22 protein-coding genes and 1 riboswitch are annotated in these 25,614 nt (G+C 69.7%); of the genes, 12 read left to right on the top strand and 10 right to left on the bottom strand.

Annotation, left to right across the window (positions count from 1 at the left end; all coding sequences use genetic code 11):
• On the bottom strand, positions 1 to 459 hold the full coding sequence (locus tag ACOBQB_RS35200; protein ID WP_423597690.1) for a hypothetical protein: 459 nt from the start codon (positions 457 to 459) through the stop codon (positions 1 to 3).
• Positions 460 to 563: 104 nt separating this feature from the next.
• Here ACOBQB_RS35200 and ACOBQB_RS35195 point away from each other — a divergent pair, with 104 nt between their 5' ends.
• The gene (locus ACOBQB_RS35195; protein WP_423597688.1) at positions 564 to 1,532 is read left to right on the top strand and encodes a diacylglycerol/lipid kinase family protein; all 969 of its coding nucleotides are present in this window, start codon (positions 564 to 566) and stop codon (positions 1,530 to 1,532) included.
• A 316-nt stretch (positions 1,533 to 1,848) separates the two neighbouring features.
• Positions 1,849 to 2,106, top strand: a complete 258-nt coding sequence (locus tag ACOBQB_RS35190; RefSeq protein ID WP_016639615.1) for a WhiB family transcriptional regulator — start codon at positions 1,849 to 1,851, stop codon at positions 2,104 to 2,106.
• A 245-nt stretch (positions 2,107 to 2,351) separates the two neighbouring features.
• Here the strand turns inward: ACOBQB_RS35190 and ACOBQB_RS35185 are convergent, their stop codons facing one another.
• Positions 2,352 to 3,818, bottom strand: a complete 1,467-nt coding sequence (locus tag ACOBQB_RS35185) for a sensor histidine kinase (protein WP_423598971.1) — start codon at positions 3,816 to 3,818, stop codon at positions 2,352 to 2,354.
• A 307-nt stretch (positions 3,819 to 4,125) separates the two neighbouring features.
• Complete coding sequence (locus tag ACOBQB_RS35180) at positions 4,126 to 4,743, bottom strand: TetR/AcrR family transcriptional regulator (RefSeq protein ID WP_423597686.1); 618 nt, start codon at positions 4,741 to 4,743, stop codon at positions 4,126 to 4,128.
• 92 nt (positions 4,744 to 4,835) lie between these two features.
• Between ACOBQB_RS35180 and ACOBQB_RS35175 the strand changes: the two genes are divergently transcribed.
• Positions 4,836 to 5,606 carry an SDR family oxidoreductase gene (locus ACOBQB_RS35175; RefSeq protein WP_423597684.1) on the top strand — a complete coding sequence of 257 codons (771 nt, stop codon included), beginning with the start codon at positions 4,836 to 4,838 and terminating at the stop codon, positions 5,604 to 5,606.
• 33 nt (positions 5,607 to 5,639) lie between these two features.
• Here the strand turns inward: ACOBQB_RS35175 and ACOBQB_RS35170 are convergent, their stop codons facing one another.
• On the bottom strand, positions 5,640 to 6,722 hold the full coding sequence (locus ACOBQB_RS35170) for an SIS domain-containing protein (protein ID WP_423597682.1): 1,083 nt from the start codon (positions 6,720 to 6,722) through the stop codon (positions 5,640 to 5,642).
• Positions 6,723 to 7,362: 640 nt separating this feature from the next.
• On the opposite strand from ACOBQB_RS35170, the gene nagB reads away from it, so the two are divergent.
• Complete coding sequence (nagB, locus tag ACOBQB_RS35165; protein WP_423598969.1) at positions 7,363 to 8,148, top strand: glucosamine-6-phosphate deaminase; 786 nt, start codon at positions 7,363 to 7,365, stop codon at positions 8,146 to 8,148.
• Positions 8,149 to 8,209: 61 nt separating this feature from the next.
• Here nagB and ACOBQB_RS35160 read toward each other — a convergent pair whose 3' ends face one another.
• From ACOBQB_RS35160 to ACOBQB_RS35145, 4 genes are all read right to left on the bottom strand, one after another.
• Positions 8,210 to 9,727 (bottom strand): glycoside hydrolase family 3 protein, encoded by a 1,518-nt coding sequence (locus ACOBQB_RS35160; protein WP_423597680.1) that lies wholly within the window; start codon positions 9,725 to 9,727, stop codon positions 8,210 to 8,212.
• A gap of 7 nt (positions 9,728 to 9,734) precedes the next feature.
• Positions 9,735 to 10,565: a carbohydrate ABC transporter permease gene (locus ACOBQB_RS35155; RefSeq protein ID WP_423597678.1), complete on the bottom strand. Its 831-nt coding sequence runs from the start codon at positions 10,563 to 10,565 to the stop codon at positions 9,735 to 9,737.
• The gene (locus ACOBQB_RS35150; protein ID WP_423597676.1) at positions 10,562 to 11,551 is read right to left on the bottom strand and encodes a carbohydrate ABC transporter permease; all 990 of its coding nucleotides are present in this window, start codon (positions 11,549 to 11,551) and stop codon (positions 10,562 to 10,564) included. Before ACOBQB_RS35150 ends, ACOBQB_RS35155 begins: the two co-directional genes overlap by 4 nt.
• Positions 11,552 to 11,693: 142 nt before the next feature.
• Positions 11,694 to 12,968 carry an extracellular solute-binding protein gene (locus ACOBQB_RS35145; protein ID WP_423597674.1) on the bottom strand — a complete coding sequence of 425 codons (1,275 nt, stop codon included), beginning with the start codon at positions 12,966 to 12,968 and terminating at the stop codon, positions 11,694 to 11,696.
• A gap of 324 nt (positions 12,969 to 13,292) precedes the next feature.
• Here ACOBQB_RS35145 and ACOBQB_RS35140 point away from each other — a divergent pair, with 324 nt between their 5' ends.
• The 8 genes from ACOBQB_RS35140 to ACOBQB_RS35105 all read left to right on the top strand — a co-directional run bounded on the left by ACOBQB_RS35140 (position 13,293) and on the right by ACOBQB_RS35105 (position 22,974).
• Positions 13,293 to 14,075 carry a GntR family transcriptional regulator gene (locus ACOBQB_RS35140; RefSeq protein ID WP_423597672.1) on the top strand — a complete coding sequence of 261 codons (783 nt, stop codon included), beginning with the start codon at positions 13,293 to 13,295 and terminating at the stop codon, positions 14,073 to 14,075.
• A 144-nt stretch (positions 14,076 to 14,219) separates the two neighbouring features.
• Entirely contained in the window at positions 14,220 to 16,352 is a 2,133-nt protein-coding gene (locus tag ACOBQB_RS35135; protein WP_423597670.1) for a carbon starvation CstA family protein, read from the top strand.
• On the top strand, positions 16,349 to 16,546 hold the full coding sequence (locus tag ACOBQB_RS35130; RefSeq protein WP_423597668.1) for a CstA-like transporter-associated (seleno)protein: 198 nt from the start codon (positions 16,349 to 16,351) through the stop codon (positions 16,544 to 16,546). The genes ACOBQB_RS35135 and ACOBQB_RS35130 overlap by 4 nt, the downstream gene beginning before the upstream one ends.
• A gap of 143 nt (positions 16,547 to 16,689) precedes the next feature.
• Entirely contained in the window at positions 16,690 to 16,944 is a 255-nt protein-coding gene (locus ACOBQB_RS35125) for a DUF3311 domain-containing protein (protein ID WP_423597666.1), read from the top strand.
• Positions 16,941 to 18,569 (top strand): monocarboxylate uptake permease MctP, encoded by a 1,629-nt coding sequence (gene mctP / locus ACOBQB_RS35120; RefSeq protein ID WP_423597664.1) that lies wholly within the window; start codon positions 16,941 to 16,943, stop codon positions 18,567 to 18,569. The genes ACOBQB_RS35125 and mctP overlap by 4 nt, the downstream gene beginning before the upstream one ends.
• 76 nt (positions 18,570 to 18,645) lie before the next feature.
• The gene (locus ACOBQB_RS35115) at positions 18,646 to 19,149 is read left to right on the top strand and encodes a GNAT family N-acetyltransferase (protein ID WP_423597662.1); all 504 of its coding nucleotides are present in this window, start codon (positions 18,646 to 18,648) and stop codon (positions 19,147 to 19,149) included.
• Positions 19,150 to 19,218: 69 nt separating this feature from the next.
• Positions 19,219 to 19,341: riboswitch (cobalamin riboswitch) on the top strand.
• 133 nt (positions 19,342 to 19,474) lie between these two features.
• On the top strand, positions 19,475 to 21,952 hold the full coding sequence (locus tag ACOBQB_RS35110) for a ribonucleoside-diphosphate reductase subunit alpha (RefSeq protein ID WP_423597660.1): 2,478 nt from the start codon (positions 19,475 to 19,477) through the stop codon (positions 21,950 to 21,952).
• Positions 21,952 to 22,974, top strand: coding sequence for a ribonucleotide-diphosphate reductase subunit beta (locus ACOBQB_RS35105; protein WP_423597658.1), 1,023 nt, complete (start codon positions 21,952 to 21,954; stop codon positions 22,972 to 22,974). The genes ACOBQB_RS35110 and ACOBQB_RS35105 overlap by 1 nt, the downstream gene beginning before the upstream one ends.
• Before the next feature lie 78 nt (positions 22,975 to 23,052).
• Here ACOBQB_RS35105 and ACOBQB_RS35100 read toward each other — a convergent pair whose 3' ends face one another.
• Together ACOBQB_RS35100 and cyc1 are read right to left on the bottom strand one after the other, a co-directional pair.
• Positions 23,053 to 24,429 (bottom strand): cytochrome P450, encoded by a 1,377-nt coding sequence (locus ACOBQB_RS35100; protein ID WP_423597656.1) that lies wholly within the window; start codon positions 24,427 to 24,429, stop codon positions 23,053 to 23,055.
• Positions 24,426 to 25,538, bottom strand: coding sequence for an epi-isozizaene synthase (gene cyc1, locus ACOBQB_RS35095; protein WP_423598967.1), 1,113 nt, complete (start codon positions 25,536 to 25,538; stop codon positions 24,426 to 24,428). The genes ACOBQB_RS35100 and cyc1 overlap by 4 nt, the downstream gene beginning before the upstream one ends.
• Positions 25,539 to 25,614 lie beyond the last annotated feature (76 nt).

Below are 25,614 nucleotides of genomic sequence, written 5' to 3'. Positions count from 1 at the left end.
CTACTTCCGGTCCGGTACGTTGCCGGGGCCCTGGATGCCGAGGGCCTCGGTCGTCGCGGGGTTGACCAGGAGCACCAGCGACGCGACCGCCACGATCGCGAGGACGATCCCCGCCGGGATCGCCGCGCTGTCGGCCTGGAGCAGCTGCCAGGCCACCGGCAGCGCCATGATCTGCGTGATGATCGCGGGACCGCGGCTCCAGCGGCGCAGCTTCAGCAGGCCGCGCGCGGCCAGCAGCGGGAGCAGCGCGAGGACGATCAAGGTGATGCCGCCGGTCTCCGCCTGGCGCGGATTGTCGGGCGAGCCCGCGAGACCCATCACGAGCATGTACACACCTCCGCCGAGCAGGGCGAGGCCCTCCAGCGCGGCCAGGGCGGCAGCGGCGGTCAGCCGCGCGGGACGCGGGCCCGACTCGGCCGGTTCCGGGGCTTCGGGGGTGGTTTTCCGCTCAGTGCTCACCCCAGCAGGGTAGCTTCGCGCGGCCGCGCCCCGGCACCTCTGTCCGGGCCCGCCCCGGCACCTCGGTCTAGGCCAGGTAAAGAGCGCTAGGTAGTCTGCTGAGCATGCGTGCACTCCTCGTGGTCAACCCGGCGGCAACCACCACCAGTGCGCGTACGCGTGACGTACTGGTCCACGCGCTGGCGAGCGAGATGAAGCTGGAGGCGGTCACCACCGAGTACCGCGGGCACGCCAGAGACCTGGGCCGACAGGCCGCGGAGAGCAAGGACATAGAGCTGGTCGTCGCCCTCGGCGGCGACGGCACGGTCAACGAAGTCGTGAACGGCCTGCTGCACCACGGCCCCGACCCGGACCGCCTCCCCCGCCTCGCCGTCGTCCCCGGCGGCTCCACGAACGTCTTCGCGCGCGCCCTGGGACTGCCGAACGACGCCGTGGAGGCCACCGGCGCCCTCCTCGACGCCCTGCGCGAGGGCAGCGAGCGTACGGTCGGCCTCGGCATCGCGGCGGGCACACCGGGCACGGAGGACGAGGCCGTGCCCTCGCGCTGGTTCACGTTCTGCGCCGGCCTCGGCTTCGACGGCGGCGTGGTCGGCAGGGTCGAGCAGCAGCGGGAGCTCGGCAGGCGCTCGACGCACGCTCTCTATGTGCGCCAAGTGCTCCGCCAGTTCCTCGACGAGCCGCACCGGCGGCACGGCATGATCACGGTGGAGCGGCCCGGGGAGGACCCGGTGACGGACCTGGTGATGTCCATAGTGTGCAACACCTCGCCCTACTCCTACCTGGGCAATCGCCCGCTGTACGCGTCCCCGCGGGCCTCGTTCGACACCGGCCTGGACGTGCTCGGCCTGAAGAAGCTCTCCACGGCCGCCGTGGCCCGGTACGGCACGCAACTCCTGATGTCGACGCCGGAGCGCGGACCGCACGGTAAGCACGCGGTTACGCTCCACGACCTCACCGACTTCACCTTGCATTCGAAGGTCCCGCTCCCCCTCCAGATGGACGGTGACCACCTGGGACTGCGCACCAGCGTGACGTTCACAGGCGTTCGCCGTGCACTGCGTGTGATTGTGTGAGTGGAAGGGCCCAAAGTCCTTTCACTCGAACGTTTAGGCCAGGGTCCACCCCATGGAAGTACGGCTGTGACCCAGTCGACACTGAGGAATCAAAAAAAACTTTCCGGAAGGGGTTGTATCCGCCGCCGAGGTTTGCGAATCTCTACATGGCGATCGGGACGGCCCGCAACATCGGCCCCACAGAAAGCCAGAACCCCTCCTCCATCACAGGTCCACACCAGGCGACTGGGCGTCGGCCCTTCCCGTGTCGAGGGATTCGTGAAAGCGTTCACATTCACAAGCAACCTGCATGTAATACCAAGGAGAGGTAGCAGCCATGGACTGGCGTCACAACGCCGTTTGCCGCGAGGAAGACCCCGAGCTCTTCTTCCCCATCGGCAACACCGGTCCTGCGCTGCTGCAGATCGAGGAAGCCAAGGCCGTCTGCCGTCGCTGCCCCGTCATGGAGCAGTGCCTGCAGTGGGCGCTCGAGTCCGGCCAGGACTCCGGCGTCTGGGGTGGCCTCAGCGAGGACGAGCGCCGCGCAATGAAGCGCCGCGCCGCTCGCAACCGTGCACGCCAGGCCAGCGCCTGACGCCCACGCCCCCCACGAGCCTAAGCTTGGCGGCGCGTACAGCGAGTACGCATCTCCCGCCCCCGAGCCGCAGCCGCGCAGTACCCCCGATGCGCATCGCAACGTGAGCAGTGAGCCCCGGACCACAGAGGTCCGGGGCTCACTGCTGTGTCGGGGGCGTCAACTGCTGTGTGCGGTGACCGTCGGAGCCGTATGTGCCTGTCGCAGCCGTATGTGCCCGTCGTAGCTGTGTGTGACCTTCGCCGCTACTTGTCCGCGCTGACCGGGACGTCGAGGATCACCTGGGTACCGCGCTCCGGGGCGCGGACCATGTCGAAGGTGCCGCCCAGCTCCCCCTCCACCAGGGTGCGCACGATCTGCAGGCCGAGATTGCCGGAGCGGTGCGGGTCGAAGCCTTCGGGCAGGCCGACGCCGTCGTCCTGGACGGTGATCAGGAGTCGTGCGTCCTTGCTCGTACCGCCGCGCACCGCCGAGACCTCGACCGTGCCGGTGTCCCCGTCGCGGAACCCGTGCTCCAGGGCGTTCTGCAGAATCTCGGTGAGCACCATCGAGAGCGGGGTCGCCACCTCCGCGTCGAGGATGCCGAAGCGTCCGGTGCGCCGGCCCGTGACCTTGCCGGGCGAGATCTCGGCGACCATCGCGAGCACCCGGTCGGCGATCTCGTCGAACTCCACGCGCTCGTCCAGGTTCTGCGAGAGCGTCTCGTGGACGATGGCGATGGAACCCACCCGGCGCACGGCCTCCTCCAGAGCCTCCCGGCCCTTGGTGGAGTCGATACGGCGGGCTTGCAGACGCAACAGTGCGGCGACCGTCTGGAGGTTGTTCTTCACCCGGTGGTGGATCTCCCGGATGGTCGCGTCCTTGGTGATCAACTCCCGCTCCCGGCGGCGGAGTTCCGTGACGTCGCGCAGGAGTACGAGCGAACCGATGCGCGGCCCCTTGGGTTTGAGCGGGATCGCGCGCAGCTGGATCACGCCGTCGCCGCCCTCGATCTCGAACTCGCGCGGTGCCCAGCCGCTGGCGACCTTGGCCAGGGCCTCGTCCACCGGGCCACGTGACGGGGCGAGTTCGGCCGTGGCCCTGCCCAGATGGTGGCCCACCAGGTCGGACGCGAGACCCAGACGGTGGTACGCGGAGAGGGCGTTCGGCGACGCGTACTGCACGATGCCGTCGGCGTCGAGCCGCAGCAGACCGTCCCCCACGCGCGGCGAGGCGTCCATGTCGACCTGCTGCCCCGGGAAGGGGAACGACCCGGCGGCGATCATCTGCGCGAGGTCCGACGCCGACTGGAGGTAGGTCAGCTCCAGCCGCGAAGGGGTGCGCACCGTCAGCAGATTGGTGTTGCGGGCGATCACGCCGAGGACGCGCCCCTCCCTGCGTACGGGAATGGACTCGACGCGCACGGGGACCTCCTCGCGCCACTCCGGGTCGCCCTCGCGCACGATGCGGCCCTCGTCCAGGGCGGCGTCCAGGAGGGGGCGCCGGCCGCGCGGGACGAGGTGGCCGACCATGTCGTCCTGGTAGGAGGTGGGGCCGGTGTTCGGCCGCATCTGCGCCACGGAGACATAGCGGGTGCCGTCGCGCGTGGGAACCCACAGCACGAGGTCGGCGAAGGAGAGGTCGGAGAGCAGCTGCCACTCCGAGACCAGCAGATGCAGCCACTCAAGGTCGGAGTCACCGAGTGCGGTGTGCTGGCGTACGAGGTCGTTCATGGAGGGCACGTGTGCGAGCGTACCTGCCGCGCGCGGCGGGCCCCGTCGCGGAGATACCCGACGAGCCGCGGCGCCAGGGCGGGACCCTCAACCCGCCCACGGCACCGCAGCCCTTCAGGTGCACCGGCCGCCAGAATGTGCGGTACTGGCCGGCCGATCGAGAGGATCCGACGCGGTCAGGGCAGAGAGCGCCGGGTCCTCGGTCCGCTCTCCTGTGCGGGAAGAGCGGAGACTTTACCCACGCATTGTGGACTAGACCATTCTGTCATGTCTACGCGTCGGCAGATCTTTGTTCGGCCTCGATGTGTCAGGCTCCATTGTGCGCCCGCGGACCCCGCGGCCACGCCGTCATCGCGAGATCGGCCACCGCTTCGAGGTCCTGCCGGGTGGCACCGTCCCTGGCCTGCTGGGACATGCCCTGCAAGACCGCCGCCGTGTAACGGGCGAGGGCGGCGGGATCGGTGCCCTCGGGCAGCTCCCCGGCCGCCATCGCCGCGCGGACGCGGGACTCGAAGTCCGCCACGTTGGCCTTCCGCCGCTCGCGCAGGTCCTCCTCCACCTCCGGTGTCGTGCAGTTGGTGGCCGCCGAGATCACCAGGCAGCCCGGCGGATGGGCCGGGTCGGTGTACTCGGCGGCGGCTTCGCGCAGCATCCGCTCGATGGCGCCGCGCACGGTGGGCTCCTCCTCGAAAGCGCGCCTGCCGAAGGCGCCGTGCGTGATCCCGTACCGCACGACGACCTCGCCGAAGAGGGTCCGCTTGTCGCCGAACGCGGCGTACAGGCTGGGCGCCCCGATGCCCATGACGCGCGTCAGGTCGGAGACGGAAGTCGCTTCGTATCCGTGTTCCCAGAAGGCGCGGAGCGCTTGCTCCAGGGCCGTCTCGCGGTCGAAGGAACGGGGGCGTCCGCGCTGTTTCGTCGCCATGGGGTGAATTGTATAGCGGACACTAGAAAAACGGCCCGGGGTCGGGTACGGTTTTTTCTGTAGCGACCACTAGAGAAAGAGGGGCGTCTGACATGGCTGCATCCACGGGCAGGCTCGCGGGGAAGACGGCGCTGGTGACGGGCGGGAGCCGGGGCATCGGGCGAGGCATCGCCGAGCGGCTCGGGCGGGACGGGGCGCGGGTTGCCGTGCACTACGGCAGCAACGAGACCGCCGCGAAGGAGACGGTGGACGCGATCGAGGCGGCGGGCGGTTCCGCTTTCGTGATCGGCGCGGAGTTGGGCGTCGCAGGGGACGCCCAGGCACTGTGGTCCCGCTTCGACGCGCACGCGGACGGGTTGGACATCCTGGTGAACAACGCCGGGATCGGCACCTCGCGCCCCTTCACCGAGACCGACGAAGCGGAGTACGACCGCTTGTTCGCCGTGAACGCGAAGGCTCCGTACTTCATCACGCAGCTCGGCGCGGAGCGCCTGCGGGACGGCGGCCGGGTCGTCAACATCTCGTCCGGCCTCTCCAGGGCCGCGTTGATGCCGGAGATCATGACGTACGCGATGACGAAGGGCGCCCTGGACGTCTTCACCCGGAATCTGTCGAAGGTGCTGGGGCCCCGCGGGATCACGGTGAACGCGGTGGCGCCCGGGATCATCGACACGGATATCAACGCCGCCTGGCTGCGGGGCGAGGAGAACCGCGCCGCATGGGAGAGCTCCGCGTCGCTGTCGGCGCTCGGCCGCGTCGGCGCCGCTTCGGACGTCGCCGATGTCGTGGCCTTCCTCGCGTCGGACGACGGCAGGTGGGTCACAGGACAGTGGATAGACGCGACCGGTGGTTCGCTGCCGTAGCCGGCCGCGGCGGCGCGACAGGGGAGCGGGCCGTCAGCGGGTCTCGGTCACCTTGGCGAGGGCCCTCGGCGCGTCGGGATCCTGGCCGCGGGCGATCGTGACCTCGTATGCGAGGAGCTGGAGGGGGATGATCTCCAGGATCGGCTGGACCTCTTCGGGGACGCCGTCGGTGGGCAAGGCGAAGCCGGCGGAGGCCTGTCGGACCTGGGCCTCGGGGCCGATGACTACCAGGTCGGCACCCCGGCCGCGCAACCGGTCGAGGACGGGCCGGAGCGCCTCGCCACCCCTGCCGTCCGGTACCACCGCGATCACCGGCGAGATGTTGTCGACCATCGCGAGCGGGCCGTGCAGCAGATCGGCGCCGGAGTAGGCGAGCGCCGGGATGTAGCTGGTCTCCATCAGTTTCAGGGCTGCCTCCTTCGCGGTCGGGTAGCCGTAGCCACGGGAGGTGATCACCATGCGTTCCGCGAAGCGGTAGCGCGCGGCCAGGGCCTTGACCTCGTCATGGCGGGCGAGGAGGTCGTCGGCCCGTTCGGGCAGCGGGGCGGCGGCCGTGCCGTCCGAACCGCCCAGCCGCTCGACGAAGAGATAGAGGGCGAGCAGCGAGGCGGTGTATGTCTTCGTGGCGGGGAGCGCCCGCTCCGGTCCCGCGAGAATGTCGATGTGGTGCTCGGAGACGGCGGCCAGGGGTGAGTCCGGGTTGTTGGTCACCGCGAGGGTGATCGCGCCGGCCTCACGGGCGGCCTGGGTGGAGGCCACCAGGTCGGGCGAGCCGCCGGACTGGCTCACGGTGACGGCGAGGACGTCGCGCAAGTCGGGCTTGGCGCCGTACGCCGTGATGGTGGACATGGAGGCCAGGCCGCAGGGCATGCCGAGGCGGATTTCCAGGAGGTACTTCGCGTAGAGCGCGGCGTGGTCGGAGGTGCCGCGCGCGGTCAGCAGGACGAAGCGGGGCTTGCGCTCGGCCACCCGCCGGGCGATCTCGTGGATCGTGGGGGCGCCCGTGTCGAGGATGTGGCGCAGGGCCCCGGGCTGCTCGGCCATCTCCCGGGCCATGATCCGCCCGGGCCGCTCACTCTGCGGTCCCTGCGCGTCCTGCGGCGTCATGGCGCTCATGCCTCCTACTTTCCCTGCTACCCGGCGGGGGCGCCTCCGCTGGACTGGCGGGGGGCTTCGGCAGCGGGGGGCGACTGGCTGCGGGGGCCGCTGCCGGGGGTACGCGGGGCCTGGGGGGCGCGGCTGCCGGGCGGGATTCCGCTACCGGGCCTGGGGGGCGCGGCTGCCGGGCGGGATTCGGCTACCGGGCCGGGGCGGGGGCGGCTGCCAGAGGACTGCTGCCGGGGAGGGGCTGCTGCCGCGCTCCGGTGTCCGGGGCGGGCGGCTGCCGGCGGGCGGCGACTGCCGGTGGGCCGGGGCGGCTCCGGCGGGCGGCGACTGCCGGCCGGAGGTGACTGCCGGTGGGCCGGGGCGGCTCCGGCGGGCGGCGACTGCCGGCCGGAGGTGACTGCCGGTGGGCCGGGGCGGCTCCGGCGGGCGGCGACTGCCGGCGGGAGGTGACTAGCATCGCCCCCGCCCGCCCACCGCGCGGCCCCGCGGCCCCGCATCGCTCCCGCCCACCCGACGCGCGCACGTCCCGTGCAGGGGTGAGCATGGACGGCGGGAAACGACTGGTTCCGTGGTGGGGCTCTGCTAGATTGGTCTATACCACGGTCCCTGATTGAGTCCCGTTTCCCCTCTCCAGATCGGCAGGCCCAGCGTGGAAGTTGTCATCGTCCCGGACGCCAAGGCAGGCGGCGAGCTCATCGCGGAGGCCATGGCCGCCCTGGTGCGCCGTAAGCCTGACGCCCTGCTCGGTGTCGCCACCGGATCCACCCCGCTGCCCATCTACGAAGCGCTGGCCGCCAAGGTCGCCGCCGGTGCCGTGGATGCCTCGCGGGCGCGGATCTGCCAGCTCGACGAGTACGTGGGGCTGCCGGTCGGGCACCCCGAGTCGTACCGCTCAGTGGTCCTTCGCGAAGTCGTCGAGCCGCTCGGGCTGAGCGAGGCGGCGTTCATGGGCCCGGACGGCAGCGCCGAGGACGTCCAGGCGGCATGCGAGGCGTATGACAAGGCGCTCGCCGAGGCCGGCGGGGTCGATCTCCAGCTGCTGGGGATCGGGACCGACGGGCACATCGGGTTCAACGAGCCCTGCTCCTCGCTCGCGTCGCGTACGCGCATCAAGACGCTGACCGAGCAGACGCGGGTGGACAACGCGCGCTTCTTCGACGGCGACATCGAGCAGGTCCCCCACCACGTCATCACCCAGGGGATCGGCACGATCCTGGAGGCGCGGCACCTCGTGCTGCTGGCCACGGGCGAGGGCAAGGCGGACGCGGTGGCCGCGACGGTGGAGGGTCCGGTCGCCTCGGTCGTCCCCGCGTCGGCGCTCCAGCTGCACCCGCACGCCACGGTCGTGGTGGACGAGGCCGCCGCGTCCAAGCTGAAGCTCGCCGACTACTTCCGGCACACGTATGCCAACAAGCCGGAGTGGCAGGGGCTGTAGGGGCGTCGTCTGTCACCACTGACCCACGTCGAAGGGGCGCCCCCGCCGTGGGTCAGTGGTGTCAGACGCCGGTGATGGCCTCCGCCGCCGCCTCGCCGCAGACCCGGGCCGCGCCGCGCGTCGCGATGTGGAGGGCGCCGGTCGGGGTGGACTGAGGGACGCCCATCTCCACGACCACGGTGTCCGGGCGGGACGTCACGAGCGTACGTACCGCCGAGGCCATCCACGCGTGGCGGTGCGCGTCGCGGACCACCGCGACGATGCGGCGCTCCCCCGCCGCCGCGAGAGCCTGCGCCCCCGCGCCGTCGCCGGAGAAGCTGCCGGAGGCCGTGCCCGGGAGGCGGCGTTCGAGTTCGGCGGTGACGCCCCACGGGGTCTCGTCGCCGACCGCGATGTTCGGGAGCGGCGTGAAGGTGGCGACGTAGGGCGCCTCGGTGACCGGGGCCGCGTACGTCTCACCGCGCGTGACCGTCAGCGCGCGGCGGGCCGCGACCAGGCCGATTCCGGTGTCGGGCGCGCCCCCCGAACGCTCGGCCGCGCCCGACACCGAAGCCCAGTTCGCCAGCGACCGCACACGGTCCGCCGCGTCGGCGAGCCGCTCCTCGGGCAGTTCGCCCGAGCGCACCGCCGCGACGAAGGCGTCCCGCAGCCGCAGCACCGTGCCCTCGTCGGAGGGCCCGCCGCCCACGCAGATCGCGTCGGCGCCCGCGGCGATGGCGAGGACACAGCCGCGTTCGAAGCCGTAGCGGCCCGCGATGGCCTGCATGTCCATGCCGTCGGTGACGATCAGGCCGTCGTAGCCGAACTCCCCGCGCAGGAGGTCGGTGAGGATGCGGCGGGAGACCGTCCCCGGGTTCTCCGGGTCCAGGGCGGGCGCCAGGATGTGGGCGCTCATCACGGCGCGCGTGCCGGCGGCGAGCGCGGCGCGGAACGGCGCGAGGTCGCGGGAGTTCAGCACGTCCCGGTCGACGTCGATGACCGGCACCGAGTGGTGTGAGTCGATCGCCGTGTCGCCGTGTCCCGGGAAGTGCTTGGCGGAGGTGGCGACGCCGGACGACTGCATGCCCTCGACGTAGGCGGCGGTGTGCCGGGCCACCAGCTGCGGGTCGGCGCCGAAGGAACGTACGCCGATGACGGGGTTGTCGGGGTTGGCGTTGACGTCAGCCGACGGCGCCCAGTTGAAGTTGATGCCGCAGGCCGCGAGCCGGCGGCCGAGGTCGGCGGCCACCTCGCGGGTCAGCGTCGTGTCGTCGACGGCGCCGAGGGCGTGGTTGCCCGGGTAGGAGGAGCCGGTGCGCACCTCCAGGCGGGTGACGTCGCCGCTCTCCTCGTCGATGGCGACCAGCAGGTCCTCACGTTCGGCCCGCAGCTGGGCGGTGAGCGCCGCGACCTGCTCGGCGGTCCGGACGTTGCGCCCGAACAGGCCGACGGAGGCGAGGCCCTCGCCGATCCTGCGGCGCACCCAGTCGGGCGCGGTGGTGCCGTCGAAGCCGGGCTGGAGGACGGCCAGGGCGTTGCGGGTGAGGGTGTCACCCACAGGCGTCGCGTCACCGGAAGCGGGCGTGGCAAGTGTCGTCATGTTCGCGTTATCCCTTCACTGCGCCGTCGGTCAGGCCGCTGACGGCCCTGCGCTGCAGGAAGACGAAGAGGATCAGGATCGGGATGGCGAAGAGCGAGGCCGCGGCCATGGTGGCGCCCCAGTCGTCGCCGAAGGCGGTCTGGAAGCTGGACACCCATATCGGCAGGGTCTTGGCTTCCGCTTCCTTGTTGAGCACGAGGGCCAGCGGGAACTCGTTCCAGGCGGTGATGAAGCCGAAGAGCGAGGTCGACATCAGTCCCGGCGCGAGCAGCGGCAGGATGACGCGGCGGAAGGCCTGCATGCGCGTACAGCCGTCGACCATCGCCGACTCCTCCAGTTCCCTGGGCACGGCGGCGACGAAGCCGCGCAGCGTCAGGAGAGTGAAGGGCAGGATCATCACCATGTAGAAGAGGGTGAGTGGGATGAGGCTGTTCAGCATGTCGGCGTCGCGCACGATGATGTAGATGGCGATGACCATGACTTCCCAGGGCGCCATCTGGGCGAGCATGAAGCCGATGATGAAGCCGCGCCGCCCCTTGAAGCGCATCCGGGCGAGGGCGAAGGCCGCGGTGACGCCGATGATGAGCGAGAAGACGACCGCGCAGACCGTGACGGTGATCGAGTTGCCGACCATGGTCCAGAAGTGGTCGGCGTCCATGGCCGTCTTGAAGTGTTCGAACGTGGCGTCGGTCGGGAACCAGACCGGGTTCTCGCTGATGATGTCGCCGGTCGGCTTGAAGGCCGTCGCGAACATCCAGTACACGGGGAAGACGAAGATCAGGAAGAGAACGACGGCGGTCAGGTTGGGCCAGATCCGGCCCAGCGGCGAGCGCTTCACAGCTCGTCCTCCTCTTGCTTGAGCACGATCCGCAGGTAGTACGAGGTGATGGCCAGCAGGATGACGATGGTGAGCAGCGCGATGGCCGCGCCCATGCCGAAGTGCTGGTTGCCCATGCCCTCGATGTAGGCGTAGACGGGCAGGATCTCGGTGAGCCGGTCCGGGCCGCCTTCGTTGAGGGTGAAGACCTGGACGAACGCCTTGAAGACCCAGATGATCTCCAGGAACGTCGTGGCGTAGAGGAAGGGCCGCAGGTACGGCATGGTGACCGAGGTGAACTTCTGCCAGGCGCCTGCGCCGTCCAGCGAGGCGGCCTCGTACAGCTCCTTGGGGATGGTCGTCGTGGCGGCGTAGAGGTTGATCGCCACGAAGGGGATCGACTGCCAGACGATCAGGAGCAGGACCACGAAGAAGGTGGAGTACTGCGTGCTCAGCCAGTCGTGGTCGGCCATCGACTCGAAGCCGATCTTGGCGAGCACCCAGTTCACGACACCGAATCGCTGCGCGAACAGCCACTGGTAGACGGTGGTCGAGGCGACGACGGGCATCGCCCAGGCCAGGACGAGGCCGACCAGGAGCAGGGTCCGCATCTTGCGGCCGAGCCGTGCGAGGAGCAGGCCGACGAGCGTACCGAGGATCATGATCAGTACGACGTTGGCGGCGGTGAAGGCGACCGAGCGGCCGGTGACCCGCCAGAAGTCCTCGCCGGTGAGGATCTCCTTGTAGTTGTCGAATCCGTTCCACTCCGTGAGGTGCAGAATGAACTGCCTCATGTTGAGGTTCTGGAACGACAGCATCCCGTTGCTGACCAGCGGCCAGCCGAGCAGCAGCACGGTGGCGACGATCGCGGGGGCCAGCAGCAGATAGGGCGTCAGGCCGGCGAGACGCCCCGGGGTCGCGCGCGGACCACGTGGTCGTGGTCCGCCGTCCGGTGTCTGCACCTCCGTCGGGCCGGAGGGCGGCCGTTCGGTCTTCTGCACGGTCATACTCGCCATCTCTTTCGTGGGCATCGCGGCGGTACGCAGAGGTGTGCCGGGGGCGGCGAGGGCATCTCACCCGCCGCCCCCGGCAAGGGAGCCTCCGGCCAGGGAGCCCCGGCAAGGGGGCCCCGGCCAAGGGAGGCGTCGTTTACTGCTTCTGCGCCAGGCGCTTGTTCAGCTCGCCCTCGACCTGCTCGGCGGCGGCGGCAGGCGACTTACCGTTGAGCACCGCGGTCATGTAGTTCTTGATCGGGTTCGGCGGGTTCTCGACCGCGCCCCACTCCGGGATCAACGGGGTGATGCCGCCGCCGGGGGTGGCCGGGGTCATGGCCTTGGCGGCCGGGTTGCCCTTGAGGGCGGACTCCAGCGACTCCTTGTTCGGGATGACGCCGCCTTCCTTGGCGAACTGCCCCTCGAACTTGTCGGACAGCGCGATCTTCAGGAACTCCTTGGCGAGCTCCTGCTTCTTGCTGGTCGCGGCGACGGCGAGGTTGGAGCCACCGAGGAAGACGCCCTCGGGCTTGTCCGCCGTGGCGCCCGGGATCGTGAAGTAGCCGATGTCCTTCGCGATCTTCTTGTCCGTCTTGATCGCGAGGTCCGCCTCCCACGGCATGCCGATGAACGTGGCGGTCTTGCCCTTGCCGAAGACCTCGCCCTGCTGCGGGGTGGCCTCGTCCTTGTTCTTGGGGGCCTTGGAGAGCTTCTGGAACTCCTGGTACGTCTTCATGGCCTTGGCGACCTTGGGGTCGGCCAGGTTGGAGACGTACTTGTCGCCGTCCTTCTTGACCAGCTCGGCGCCCTCCCCGATGGTCAGGCCGACGAAGTGGTACCAGAACTGGCCCGGCATGTAGATCGGCTCGGCGTCGGTCTTCGCGCCGATCTGCTTGAGGTCCTTGAGGAACTCTTCGCGGGTCTTGGGGGTGTCCTTGATGCCGGCTTCGGCCCAGATCTTCTTGTTGTAGATCACGACGCGGTTGAGGACGAACCACGGGGCGGCGTACTGCTTGCCGTCGATGACCGAGGCCTTGTTCATCGACTCGGTCCAGTCGGCGCCGATCGACTCCTTGAGGTCACCCAGCTCGGCGAGGCCGCCGGTCTTGGCGTACGCGGCGGTCTGGGTGTTGCCGATCTCGAAGACGTCCGGCGGGTTCTCCTCGGAGAGGGCCGTGGTCAGCTTCTGCTGGATGCCGTTCCACTGCTGGACCTCGAACTTGAGCTTCGCGCCGGTCTTCTTCTCGAAGGCCGCCGTGACGTCCTTCTGCCACGTGTCGGGCGTCGAACCGTCCATCGCCCAGAGCGTCAGCGTCTCGCCCTTGTAGCCGTCGGCTCCGCCGGACTTCTTGTCCCCGTCGTCACCGCCGCAGGCCGCGACCGAGACCAACATGCCCGCGACACCGATGGCCGCTATGAGCTTGCGCTTCACGTCACCCTCCTCAAGGGATGCCAGTCAACCCCCACCCGCAGCGACCGAATGGACCGAGATCTGCCCGTGGGACTGGAACCTGGTCTTTAATGGTGTAGACCAGTACGGGGAGCTTGGCCTAGACCTTTAGGGGTGTCAAGGGTGTATAAGAAGGGCTGTCACGTCCGTTATCGGAACGACACCTGAGCGGGCGAAGCCCTCCCCCAAGCTCTCGCCTTCGCTCGACCAGGGGGCGCCCCCATGCCCCGTACCGTGCCACGATGTGAGCCGCGACAGACGGAGGAGCCGGTGACGGCAGCAGCACAGGAGCCGGAAAGGCTGACTATGGGCACCGAAGCGGGCAGTACCGGGACCGAAGCGGGCACGCCTTCGGAGGCCCCCAGCGTCGGCCGCACCGCGCGCGTGCCCAAGTACTACCGCCTGAAGCGGCACTTGCTCGACATGACGGAGACGCTGCCGCCCGGCACCCCCGTCCCCCCGGAGCGCACGCTCGCCGCCGAGTTCGACACCTCGCGCACGACGGTCCGCCAGGCCCTGCAGGAGCTGGTCGTCGAAGGGCGCCTGGAGCGCATCCAGGGCAAGGGCACCTTCGTCGCCAAGCCGAAGGTGTCGCAGGCCCTGCAACTCACCTCGTACACCGAGGACATGAGGGCCCAGGGCCTTGAGCCCACCTCGCAGCTCCTGGACGTCGGCTACATCACCGCCGACGACACCCTCGCCGGACTGCTCGACATCGGCGCGGGCAGCCGCGTCCTGCGCATCGAGCGGCTGCGCCTGGCCAACGGCGAGGCCATGGCCATCGAGACCACGCACCTGTCGGCCAAGCGCTTCCCCGCGCTGCGCCGCTCCCTGGTCAAGTACACCTCGCTCTACACCGCCCTCGCCGAGGTGTACGACGTACGTCTCGCCGAGGCCGAGGAGACCATCGAGACGTCGCTGGCCACCCCGCGTGAGGCGGGTCTGCTCGGCACCGACGTGGGTCTGCCGATGCTGCTGCTGTCCCGGCACTCGCTGGACGCCGCGGGCCGGCCGGTGGAGTGGGTGCGCTCGGTCTACCGCGGCGACCGCTACAAGTTCGTGGCCCGCCTCAAGCGCCCCACGGACTGACCGGCGCACGACCGCACGCACGACCGGCCGGCCGCGCGCCGGGGGTCTGGCGCGGACCACCGCACTGCTCTACGTTCCTCCCGTCATCGCATGAACGTCTTCGCATGGTGAACGTCATCGCATGGTGAACGGGAGGACGACCCGGTGCGCAGAGCAGATCCCCGATCCATCGTCATCTGGACTCTCGTCGCGCTGGTCGGCGCCGCGGGCTGGTCCGTCCTGGCGCTCGCGCGCGACGAGGAGGTGTCGGCCGCCTGGATGGTGGCGGCGGCCCTCGGCTCGTACGCCATCGCGTACCGCTTCTACTCCAAGTTCATCGCGTACAAGGTCCTGAAGGTCGACCGGAGCCGGGCCACGCCCGCCGAGCGGCTCGGCAACGGCATCGACTTCCATCCGACCGACCGCCGGGTCCTGCTCGGGCACCACTTCGCGGCGATCGCGGGCGCGGGCCCGCTGGTGGGGCCCGTGCTCGCCGCCCAGATGGGGTATCTGCCGGGCACCATCTGGATCGTCGTCGGGGTGATCTTCGCGGGCGCCGTGCAGGACATGGTCGTGCTCTTCTTCTCGACGCGGCGGGACGGCAGGTCGCTCGGGCAGATGGCGCGGGACGAGATCGGGCCGTTCGGCGGGGCCGCCGCGCTGCTCGCCGCGTTCGCCATCATGATCATCCTGCTCGGGGTGCTCGCGCTCGTCATCGTCAACGCGCTCGCCGAGTCGCCGTGGGGCACCTTCTCCATCGCGATGACCATCCCGATCGCCCTGCTCATGGGCTTCTACCTGCGGGTCCTGCGCCCGGGGCGGGTCAGCGAGGTCTCGCTCATCGGCATCGCGCTGCTGCTGGCCGCGCTCGTCGCCGGGCGCCGGGTCGCCGAGTCCTCGCTCGCGGACACCTTCACGCTCGCACCCTCGACGCTGGTCATCTGGCTGGTCGCGTACGGCTTCATCGCCTCGATCCTGCCGGTGTGGATGCTGCTCGCGCCGCGCGACTACCTCTCCACCTTCATGAAGATCGGCACCATCCTGCTGCTCGCGCTCGGCGTCGTCATCGCCCTGCCGACGATGAAGATGGACCCGGTGACCGACTTCGCCTCGCGCGGCGACGGGCCCGTCTTCGCGGGCTCGCTCTTCCCCTTCGTCTTCATCACCATCGCGTGCGGCGCCCTGTCCGGCTTCCACGCGCTGATCTCCTCGGGCACGACACCGAAGATGATCCAGAAGGAGACACAGGTCCGGATGATCGGCTACGGCTCCATGCTGATGGAGTCGGCCGTCGCGATCATGGCGCTCGTCGCGGCCTCGATCATCGACCCCGGGCTGTACTTCGCGATGAACGCGCCGGCGGGTGTCGTCGGCGACACCGTCCAGGAGGCGTCGAAGGCCGTCGCGAGCTTCGGGTACAGCATCTCCCCGGCCGAGCTGGCGCAGGCCGCGAAGAACGTGGAGGAGTCCTCGCTGCTCTCGCGCACGGGCGGCGCGCCGACGCTCGCGGTCGGTGTCTCGGAGATCTTCTCGCAGGTCACGGGCGGCTCGATGCGGGCCTTCTGGTATCACTTCGCGATCATGTTCGAGGCGCTGTTCATCCTGACCGCGCTCGACGCGGGCACGCGCGTGGGCCGCTTCATGCTCCAGGACATGCTCGGGAACGTCTACAAGCCCTTCAGGAGGGTGAGTTGGAAGCCGGGCCTGGTGCTGACCAGCGCCGCCGTCACCGGCCTGTGGGGGTACTTCCTGTGGGTCGGCGTCCACGAACCGCTCGGCGGGATCAACCAGCTCTTCCCGATCTTCGGCATCGCCAACCAGCTCCTCGCGGCCGTCGCCCTCACCGTCTGCACGACGCTGCTCGTGAAGTCCGGACGTCTCAAGTGGGCCTGGATCACGGCCGTTCCGCTCGCCTGGGACGCCACGGTGACCCTGACGGCGAGCTGGCAGAAGGTCTTCTCCGGCGACCCGCGCGTGGGCTTCTTCACGCAGCGCTCGATCTACCGGGACGCCATCGACGACGGCAGGGTCCTGCCGCCCGCCAAGTCCATGGACGACATGCGCACCGTCGTCACCAACTCCACGGTGGACGGCGTGCTTTCGGCGGCGCTCGCGCTGCTCATCGTCGTCGTGATCCTCGACGCGGCACGGGTCTGCCTCAAGCACATCCGCGACCCCGAGGCCTCCCGGCTGAGCGAAGCGCCGTATGTGGAGTCGAAGTTGACGGCTCCGGCGGGCCTCTTCGCGACGGCGCAGGAGAAGCGGGAAGCCTCGGAGCAGGAAGAGCTGATCCGATGACCTGGCTGCGGCGCGGCGTGCGTTGGATGCGGTGGTACGTCCGCGAGTTGACCGGCGAGTCGGCGTACGAGCGGTACGTGGCGCACGTACGCAAGGACCGTCCGGCCGCGACCGTGCCCAGTCGCCGCGAGTTCGAGCGCATGCGGACAGACCGCCAGGAGTCGGACCCGCGGCAGGGGTTCCGCTGCTGCTGAGCAAACCTGTCGACCGCTGCTGAGCAGGCACGTCGACGCTTCGATCTCCGTCCGTTATACGGACAGGGGTTCCATACCGCGAGACCGTGGCTTAGATTTCCCGCACGTTAAGCATGGGATAAGTGAGGGAACGGAGCCGCGACATGTCAGATGCGCCTGAAGTGAACAGACCGGTGGTCACGCCGGTCCGCGTGGTCATCGCAGCCTGCCTTGTCGCACCCTTCGTGGCGATGCTCTGGGTGAGTTCGTACGCGAAGCTCGAACCGACCCTCATAGGCATCCCGTTCTTCTACTGGTACCAGATGCTGTGGGTGGTCATCTCCACGCTGCTCACGATGATCGCGTACAAGCTGTGGCAGCGTGACCAGCGCGCCCGTAAGGAAGGTGCGCGGTCATGAACGGCGGAGTCAACGGCGTCGCGCTCGCCGTCTTCATCTTCTTCTTCATAGCGGTCACGGTCATGGGCTTCCTGGCCGCCCGCTGGCGCAAGGCCGAGAACGACCAGAGCCTGGACGAATGGGGCCTCGGCGGCCGGTCGTTCGGCACCTGGGTCACGTGGTTCCTGCTCGGCGGCGACCTCTACACCGCGTACACCTTCGTGGCCGTCCCGGCGGCGATCTACGCGGCGGGCGCGGCCGGGTTCTTCGCGGTGCCGTACACCATCCTCGTCTACCCGCTGATCTTCACCTTCCTGCCGCGCCTGTGGTCGGTCTCGCACAAGCACGGCTATGTGACGACCTCGGACTTCGTGCGCGGGCGCTTCGGCTCGAAGGGGCTGTCGCTGGCGGTCGCGGTCACCGGCATCCTCGCCACGATGCCCTACATCGCGCTCCAACTCGTCGGCATCCAGGCCGTCCTTGACGTCATGGGCGTCGGCGGCGGCCCGGACACCAACTGGTTCATCAAGGACCTGCCGCTCCTGATCGCGTTCGCGGTGCTCGCCGCGTACACCTACTCGTCGGGGCTGCGCGCGCCCGCGCTGATCGCGTTCGTGAAGGACGGGTTGATCTACCTCGTCATCGTCGTCGCGATCATCTACATCCCGATCAAGCTCGGCGGCTTCGACGACATCTTCGCCAAGGCCGGGGACGCCTTCGCGCAGACCAACCCGGCGACCGACAAGCCGCGCGGCGCGCTCGCGCCCGCCGAGGCCGGCCAGTGGACGTACGCGACGCTCGCGCTCGGTTCGGCCCTCGCGCTGTTCATGTACCCGCACTCGATCACGGCGACGCTCTCCTCCAAGAGCCGCAACGTGATCCGCCGCAACACCACGATCCTGCCCCTGTACTCGCTGATGCTCGGCCTGCTGGCGCTGCTCGGCTTCATGGCGATCGCGGCCGGGATCAAGGTGGACAACGGCCAGTTGGCGATCCCGCAGCTGTTCGAGAACATGTTCCCCGACTGGTTCACGGGCGTGGCCTTCGCGGCCATCGGCATCGGCGCGCTGGTCCCGGCGGCCATCATGTCGATCGCGGCCGCGAATCTCTTCACCCGCAACATCTACAAGGACTTCATCAAGCCCGACGCGACGCCCGCGCAGGAGACCAAGGTCTCCAAGCTGGTGTCGCTGATGGTGAAGGTCGGCGCGCTCGCCTTCGTCCTCACCATGGACAAGACCGTCGCGATCAACTTCCAGCTGCTCGGCGGCATCTGGATCCTCCAGACGATGCCGGCGCTGGTCGGCGGCCTGTTCACGCGGTGGTTCCACCGCTGGGCGCTGCTGGCCGGCTGGGCGGTCGGCATGGTCTACGGCACGCTGGCCGCGTACGGCGTCGCGTCGCCGACGCAGAAGCACTTCGGCGGCTCCTCCGACACGATCCCGGGGATCGGCGAGATCGGCTACATCGGTCTCACCGCGTTCGTCCTGAACGTCATCGTGACCGTGGTCCTCACCTTCGTCCTGAAGGCGCTGAAGGCCCCGGACGGCATCGACGAGACCTCGCCCGGGGACTACACCGCGGACGCGGGCGACCCGGGCGTCATCCAGGAACTGCCCAAGGCGACCGCGGGCGCCGGGCACTGAGCCCTTCCCCGCCGCGACGAAGGGCCGCCGGAAAACCGGCGGCCCTTCGTCGTACCCGTGTTGCACACTTCGGCTCATGGACACGACGACCCTCACGATCAGGCGGGCCCGCCCCGAGGAGTACGAGGCGCTGGGCGCCCTCACCGCCCAGGCCTATCTCGACGGCGGACATCTGGACTTCGGGGCGCAGGACCCCTATCTGGCGGTGCTGCGCGACGTGGCGGCGCGCGCGGCCGCGGCCGAGGTCCTGGTGGCGGAGGCGGGCGGGAAAGCACTCGGCTGCGTCACCTACGTCGCCTCCGGCGGCCCCATGGCCGACATCGCGCGCGACGGCGAGGCCGAGATCCGCATGCTGGCCGTCTCCACCGCGGCGCGCGGCCGGGGCGCCGGCGAGACGCTCGTACGGGAGTGTGTGCGGCGCGCCAGGGAGGCGGGCCGCACCGGGCTCGTCCTGTCCACGCAGACGTCGATGCACGCCGCCCACCGGCTGTACGAGCGCCTCGGCTTCGTACGCACGCCCGAGCGCGACTGGCGGCCGATCGACACGGTGCCGCTGCTGACGTACGCGTTGGCTCTCTAGGCTCTTCTGAGCTTCCCTTACCAGCCGACACAAGATGTGGGGCCGCCTCAGGAACCCGGCACAAGATGTATGCTCGTGCTCGCTGTCGCCGCAGGGGAATCCGGTGCAAGTCCGGAACTGTCCCGCAACGGTGCATGTGTACGTCTTTGGCGTACACGGAGTCCGAAGACCTGCCGACAGTGCACCCGTGCCGTCCGGTCCGGGTGCCGACCGTCCGGGCCTCGCGGAGTGGGCCGGTGGACGCGGTACGCCACCCTGCCCGGGTGCGCCCGTGTGTGCCCTCCCCCCTCCTCCTGGCCCAGAGCCGAGCGAGGGAGTGCCCCACGTGACCATCGCGCCTGCCGAACCCGCGTCAGCGCAGGAAGCGCAGTCAGTGCCTTCCGGGCCCGCCGTGCCCGCCGCACCTGCCGCGCCTTCGACGCCGACCCTCCAGGGCCAGGGTGCCGAAGGAACCGACGGGCCAGGGACCGCGCTGCTGCGCACCCTGACCGACCTCACCGCCGACCTCCCCGACGCCGACCCCGGCCGGGTCGCCGCCGCCGCGCTGCGCGGCCGCTCGGTCAAGGCCGACGCGTCGGAGCTGCGGGAGCTCGCGACCGAGGCGGCCGCGGGGCTCATCTCCGAGGACCCGGCGTACTCGAAGCTCGCCGCCCGGCTGCTGTCGATCGGCATCCGCGAGGAGGCGGCGACGCAGGGCGTGCGCTCCTTCACCGACTCCGTGGCGGTCGGCCACCGCGAGGGCCTGATCGCCGACCGCACGGCGCAGTTCGTGACGGCGCACGCGGCCCGGCTCGACGCGCTGGTGGACGCCGCGCTCGCCGACGGCGCCGACTTCCGCTTCGAGTACTTCGGCCTGCGCACCCTGCACAGCCGCTATCTGCTGCGCCACCCGATCACCCGGCAGGTCATCGAGACCCCGCAGCACTTCATGCTGCGCGTCGCGAGCGGCCTGGCCAAGGACGACGGCGCCACCGCCGTGGACGAGGTCGCCGCGCTGTACGGCCTGATGAGCCGCCTGGACTACCTGCCGTCCTCGCCGACGCTCTTCAACTCCGGCACCCGCCACCCGCAGATGTCCTCCTGCTACCTCCTCGACTCCCCACTGGACGAGCTGGACTCGGTCTACGACCGCTACCACCAGGTCGCGCGGCTCTCCAAGCACGCGGGCGGCATCGGACTCTCGTACTCCCGCATCCGTTCGCGGGGATCGCTGATCCGTGGCACGAACGGGCACTCCAACGGCATCGTGCCGTTCCTGAAGACCCTGGACGCCTCGGTCGCCGCCGTGAACCAGGGCGGCCGTCGCAAGGGCGCCGCCGCGGTCTACCTGGAGACCTGGCACTCCGACATCGAGGAGTTCCTGGAGCTGCGCGACAACACCGGTGAGGACGCGCGCCGCACGCACAACCTCAACCTCGCGCACTGGATCCCGGACGAGTTCATGCGCCGCGTCGCCGCCGACCAGGAATGGTCGCTGTTCTCCCCGGCCGACGTGCCCGCCCTTGTCGACCTGTGGGGCGAGGGGTTCGACGCCGCCTACCGCGCGGCCGAGGCCGCCGGGCTCGCGAAGAAGACCATCCCGGCCCGGGACCTGTACGGCCGCATGATGCGCACCCTCGCCCAGACCGGCAACGGCTGGATGACGTTCAAGGACGCCGCCAACCGCACCGCCAACCAGACGGCGGAGCCCGGCCACACCGTGCACTCCTCCAACCTCTGCACGGAGATCCTGGAGGTCACGGACGACGGCGAGACGGCGGTCTGCAACCTCGGCTCGGTGAACCTCGGCGCGTTCGTGGACACGGCGACCGGCGACCTCGCCTGGGACCGGCTCGACGAGACCGTGCGCACCGCCGTGACCTTCCTCGACCGCGTCGTGGACATCAACTTCTACCCGACCGAGCAGGCCGGCCGCTCCAACGCCAAGTGGCGCCCGGTGGGCCTCGGCGCGATGGGCCTCCAGGACGTCTTCTTCCAGCTGAAGCTGCCGTTCGACTCCCCCGAGGCGCGCGCCCTCTCCACTCGGATCGCCGAGCGGATCATGCTCGCCGCGTACGAGGCGTCGGCCGACCTCGCCGAGCGCGAGGGCCCGCTGCCCGCCTGGGAGAAGACCCGTACCGCACGCGGTGTCCTGCACCCCGACCACTACGACGTCGAGCTGACCTGGCCGGAGCGGTGGGCGGCCCTGCGCGCCCGGATCGCCACGACCGGTATGCGCAATTCGCTCCTGCTCGCCATCGCGCCGACCGCCACCATCGCGTCCATCGCGGGTGTGTACGAGTGCATCGAGCCGCAGGTCTCCAACCTCTTCAAGCGCGAGACACTGTCCGGCGAGTTCCTCCAGGTCAACGCCTACCTGGTGGAGGAGCTGAAGCGGCTCGGCGTCTGGGACGCGCAGACCCGCGAGGCGCTGCGCGAGGCCAGCGGCTCGGTGCAGGGCTTCGGCTGGATCCCCGAGGACGTCCGCGCGCTCTACCGCACGGCCTGGGAGATCCCGCAGCGCGGCCTGATCGACATGGCCGCCGCGCGCACCCCGTTCCTCGACCAGGCGCAGTCGCTGAACCTGTTCCTGGAGACGCCGACCATCGGCAAGCTCTCCTCGATGTACGCGTACGCCTGGCAGCAGGGCCTGAAGACGACGTACTACCTGCGCTCACGCCCCGCCACCCGCATCGCCCGCGCGGCCGGCGGCTCGAACGCCACCGCCGCCCCCGTCCCCGCCCCCGTCCCCCAGCAGGTGACCGACCCCGACGCCGTCGCCTGCTCCCTGGAAAACCCCGAGTCCTGCGAGGCCTGCCAGTAATGAGCTCCACGACCAACTCCGAGAAGAACCTCCTCGACCCGGGCTTCGAGCTGACCCTGCGCCCCATGCGCTACCCCGACTTCTACGAGCGCTACCGGGACGCGATCAAGAACACCTGGACCGTGGAGGAGGTCGACCTCCACTCGGACGTCGCCGACCTGGCGAAGATGACGCCCGAGGAGCAGCACCTGATCGGCCGCCTGGTCGCGTTCTTCGCGACCGGTGACTCGATCGTCTCCAACAACCTGGTGCTGACGCTCTACAAGCACATCAACTCCCCCGAGGCACGGCTCTACTTGAGCCGTCAGCTCTTCGAGGAGGCCGTGCACGTCCAGTTCTACCTGACGCTGCTCGACACGTATCTGCCCGACCCCGAGGACCGGGCGGCCGCCTTCGACGCGGTCGAGGAGATCCCCTCCATCCGCGAGAAGGCGCAGTTCTGCTTCACCTGGATGGACTCGGTGGAGAAGCTGGACCGCCTGGAGACCCGGGCCGACCGCCGCCGCTTCCTGCTCAACCTGATCTGCTTCGCCGCGTGCATCGAGGGGCTCTTCTTCTACGGCGCCTTCGCGTACGTCTACTGGTTCCGCAGCCGCGGTCTGCTGCACGGCCTGGCGACCGGCACCAACTGGGTGTTCCGCGACGAGACGATGCACATGAGCTTCGCCTTCGACGTGGTGGACACGGTCCGCAAGGAGGAGCCCGAGCTCTTCGACGACGCGCTCCGGACGCAGGTCACGGACATGCTGAAGGAGGCCGTCGAGGCCGAGCTGCAGTTCGCCCGCGACCTGTGCGGTGACGGTCTGCCGGGCATGAACACCGACTCGATGCGCGCGTACCTGGAGTGCGTCGCCGACCAGCGCCTCCAGCGGCTCGGCTTCGCGCCCGTCTACGGCTCCTCGAACCCGTTCTCCTTCATGGAGCTCCAGGGCGTGCAGGAGCTGACCAACTTCTTCGAGCGGCGTCCGTCGGCGTACCAGGTCGCGGTCGAGGGCTCGGTGTCCTTCGACGACGAGTTCTGAGCGTGTGCCCGCCCCGTCTCGGGGGCGGGGCGGGCACATCCGGGGCGTCCCTGATCGCTCAGCGACGTCCCTGATCGCTCAGCGCGGCATCACCCGCAGCACCAGCCGCTTCGGGTGCAGGGTGATGCCGACGCGGGTCCCGGTGTCGGTCTCCGGGACCCGCTCCAGGCGCCACTTCGGCGCCACCGTGCCAAGGATCAGGGCCAGTTCGGCCATGCTGAAGTGGTCGCCGGGGCACTTACGGTTGCCGACGCTGAACGGCATCATCGCGAACTCGGGTATGTCCGCGGCACGTTCGGGTATCCACCGGTCCGGGTCGAACTCCAGGTGCCGCTCGAAGGAACGCGGGTCGCGCTGCATCGCGTAGACGCTGTAGACGATGTCCGCGTCTGCCGGAATGCGATAGCCGCCAAGGTCGGTCTCGGCCACCGACCGGCGCGTGAATATCCAGGCGGCGGGCCGTATGCGCATGGCCTCGGTGATGACATTGCGGGTGTGCGGCAGGTCGCCCAGATCAGCGAATGTGATCGCGCGGTCCCCGGCCACGGAATTTACCTCTTCAACCAACTTCCTTTCCTGATCGGGGTGTTCGGTGAGCAGATGGAACGTCCACGACAGCGTCGACGCGACATTCTCCGCGCCGGCCACGACGAGGGAAACCACGTGGTCGTGGATCTCCTGGTCGGCCAGGGGCGCCCCGGATTCGTCCCTGGCGCGCAGCAATTCCGCGAGCAGGTCCCCCGGGCCGCCCGGTCCGGCCGCCCGGCGCTCCGCGATGATCTCGTCGACGAGCGCGTGCAGGTCGGCGAGGGCGTTCTCGAAGCGCCGGTTGGCGGGCGTCGGCACGCGGTAGAGCGGCCCGACCGAGAGCACCATGCGGCGGTAGAGGCCCTCGAAGACGGTGTGCAGGGAGTCGGCGATGCGGTCCGCCTTCTCGGGGATCGAGTCGACCTCCAGGAGCGAGCGCGAGACGATGCGCACGGCCGTGCGGAACATCTCCGCGCCCACGTCGACCGTCTCGCCCGGCCGCCAGCGGGCCGCCGTGGCGCGTGCCTCCTCCTCCATCACCTTGGCGTAGGCGGCGATCCGCTCGGGCCGGAACGCGGGCTGCATCATCCGCCGCTGCCGCCGGTGCAGCTTGCCATTGCTGGTCGCCACGCCCTTGCCGAGGAGCACTTCGAGGGTGTCCCAGAGCGGGCCCCCGACGATGTACTCGGGGCGCTTCAGCAGGGCGCCGACGAGCTCCGGATCGCAGACCGCGTACGCCGTCTTCGGCCCCAGCCTGATCCGTACGAGGTCCCCGTGGTCACGCAGCTCGGCGAGGAAGCCGAGCGGGTCGCGCACGAGGTTCCAGGCGTGGCCGAGCAGGGGCGCGCCGCCGGTGACGAGCGGCGGGGTGCGCAGCGGACCCGGCCCCGAGGCCGCCGGTACGGGTATTGCGGATTCGACGCTCATTCCTCACCCACCAGTTCGTTTTCCGCCAGGACGTCTTCCGTGACGTACGGGGGAATGGACCGGTCGTCCCAGCTGTCCACCCGATAACGGCCGGATTCGTGATGGAACCAGTACACGGAAGAGAACCAGTTCCGCATGTTGAAGACGCAGGATTCCACCGTCTCCGCGAGTTCTTTTCCGCGTTCGGTCCTCTCGGACAATGTACGGGCGAACAGCAGCACTTCTTCCTCGGCCGCGAGAAAATCCGTGACACACTGCGTGACCCGCCGGTGAACTTCGCGTACCGCTTCTTCGAGCGTCAGCCCCTCGTGGTGAATGAGGCTGATTCCCAGATTGTGCAGTTCATCTCCCGCCAGCTCTTTGGGAAGCGAGCACAGGTCGTTGTACCAGGCCGAGAAATCCTGGGTGGCCAGCGCCGCCCGCCGGTACGCGGGGTGCTTCCGTACGGCGTCCGGCAGTTCGCGGCGCGCGGTCGGTTCGAGCAGGTCGATCCAGGCCCAGTGCGCGAACGTGAGGCGGCGCAGCTCGACGTAGGTCTCGACGGTGGGCACGACGCCGCCGCGGCGGTTCCTGAACTCCTGGTCGTACGCCTCGATCACGGGGTGGAAGTGGCGGGCGAACCGGGCGTTCCATCTGGGGCCCAGGAAGGAGTACAGGCGCCGGACGCAGTCCGCGAAGCCCGCGACCAGCGGGTCCCCGTGGCGCAGATAGTCATGGGGGGCGTCGAGCGCGCCGTGCAGGCCCCGGCACAGCCGCCGCCACTGCGTCGCGCGGCCGTGCACCGAGTCCCGGTCGTGCCGGTCGTCCCAGGCGAAGAACCAGCTGCTGAGGTCGGCTATCGCGGTGAGCAACTCGTCCGGCGCGCCAATGTAGTAGCCGGCCACCAGGTCGGTGTAGCAGAGGCTGTCCGCGTAGCGCTCGACCTTCTCCGGCGGCATGAGCCGCATTTCGCGCAGCCAGGTCCTGGACTTCTCCTGAAGCTTTGGCCAATACGGATGCAGACGGCGAGGAAACGTGGCCTCGATCACCGGAACTGCGAGCGCCGGTGGGACGGATACCGCCTGAGTGTGTGGCTGTGTCTGAGAAGTGCTTCCGGAATATGCAGGCACGGACAAACCCCTTTCAGCCGCCTGGGTGACGCGCACCCCTCCCGCCGTGCCGGGCGCGCGCCGTTGCGTAACTCCC

Source organism: Streptomyces sp. G5(2025) (genome assembly GCF_049542075.1).
In the GTDB taxonomy this organism is placed as follows: domain Bacteria; phylum Actinomycetota; class Actinomycetes; order Streptomycetales; family Streptomycetaceae; genus Streptomyces.
This window is presented reverse-complemented; position numbering and strand designations above follow the sequence as displayed.

What these genes read in the sequence shown, in the direction of transcription:
- ACOBQB_RS35195 (WP_423597688.1), top strand. Translation starts at nt 564, where the DNA reads ATGCGTGCACTCCTCGTGGTCAACCCGGCGGCAACCACCACCAGTGCG.
- ACOBQB_RS35190 (WP_016639615.1), top strand. Translation starts at nt 1,849, where the DNA reads ATGGACTGGCGTCACAACGCCGTTTGCCGCGAGGAAGACCCCGAGCTC.
- ACOBQB_RS35185 (WP_423598971.1), bottom strand. Translation starts at nt 3,818, where the DNA reads ATGAACGACCTCGTACGCCAGCACACCGCACTCGGTGACTCCGACCTT.
- ACOBQB_RS35180 (WP_423597686.1), bottom strand. Translation starts at nt 4,743, where the DNA reads ATGGCGACGAAACAGCGCGGACGCCCCCGTTCCTTCGACCGCGAGACG.
- ACOBQB_RS35175 (WP_423597684.1), top strand. Translation starts at nt 4,836, where the DNA reads ATGGCTGCATCCACGGGCAGGCTCGCGGGGAAGACGGCGCTGGTGACG.
- ACOBQB_RS35170 (WP_423597682.1), bottom strand. Translation starts at nt 6,722, where the DNA reads ATGAGCGCCATGACGCCGCAGGACGCGCAGGGACCGCAGAGTGAGCGG.
- ACOBQB_RS35160 (WP_423597680.1), bottom strand. Translation starts at nt 9,727, where the DNA reads ATGACGACACTTGCCACGCCCGCTTCCGGTGACGCGACGCCTGTGGGT.
- ACOBQB_RS35150 (WP_423597676.1), bottom strand. Translation starts at nt 11,551, where the DNA reads ATGACCGTGCAGAAGACCGAACGGCCGCCCTCCGGCCCGACGGAGGTG.
- ACOBQB_RS35140 (WP_423597672.1), top strand. Translation starts at nt 13,293, where the DNA reads ATGGGCACCGAAGCGGGCAGTACCGGGACCGAAGCGGGCACGCCTTCG.
- ACOBQB_RS35130 (WP_423597668.1), top strand. Translation starts at nt 16,349, where the DNA reads ATGACCTGGCTGCGGCGCGGCGTGCGTTGGATGCGGTGGTACGTCCGC.
- ACOBQB_RS35125 (WP_423597666.1), top strand. Translation starts at nt 16,690, where the DNA reads ATGTCAGATGCGCCTGAAGTGAACAGACCGGTGGTCACGCCGGTCCGC.
- mctP (WP_423597664.1), top strand. Translation starts at nt 16,941, where the DNA reads ATGAACGGCGGAGTCAACGGCGTCGCGCTCGCCGTCTTCATCTTCTTC.
- ACOBQB_RS35115 (WP_423597662.1), top strand. Translation starts at nt 18,646, where the DNA reads ATGGACACGACGACCCTCACGATCAGGCGGGCCCGCCCCGAGGAGTAC.
- ACOBQB_RS35105 (WP_423597658.1), top strand. Translation starts at nt 21,952, where the DNA reads ATGAGCTCCACGACCAACTCCGAGAAGAACCTCCTCGACCCGGGCTTC.
- ACOBQB_RS35100 (WP_423597656.1), bottom strand. Translation starts at nt 24,429, where the DNA reads ATGAGCGTCGAATCCGCAATACCCGTACCGGCGGCCTCGGGGCCGGGT.